The organism is Chromohalobacter sp. HP20-39, from assembly GCF_033052815.1.
Taxonomy (GTDB): domain Bacteria; phylum Pseudomonadota; class Gammaproteobacteria; order Pseudomonadales; family Halomonadaceae; genus Chromohalobacter.
Genome location: NZ_JAWHTP010001270.1, coordinates 1 through 229 on the forward strand (window position 1 = coordinate 1; position 229 = coordinate 229).

Annotated in this window: 1 protein-coding gene; it reads left to right on the plus strand. The window is 63.3% G+C overall.

The features are described from left to right. Positions 1-10: 10 nt before the first annotated feature. Positions 11-229: pilin glycosylation ligase domain-containing protein (locus tag RVY79_RS22165; RefSeq protein WP_411161796.1), on the plus strand; the 219-nt coding region annotated here is incomplete at its 3' end.

The window sequence follows — 229 nt, forward strand, 5'->3', positions numbered from 1 at the left end:
GTGGGGCAACCTGAACCAGCCGAACCACGTCGCCTCGTACCTGGCATTCGGACTTGCAGCCTGCCTATTTCTTGCGCAGAGGTTTCGGCGTTGGCGCATTGTTCTGGCCATGATCGCACTGAGCTTCTTGCTGGGTATGGCGCTGACCATTTCCCGGGTTACGTGGCTGCATGTGGTCGTGGTCAGCGTGCTGGCGGGGCCGGCATGGTCGACCCGAGTGCGCGGCGCC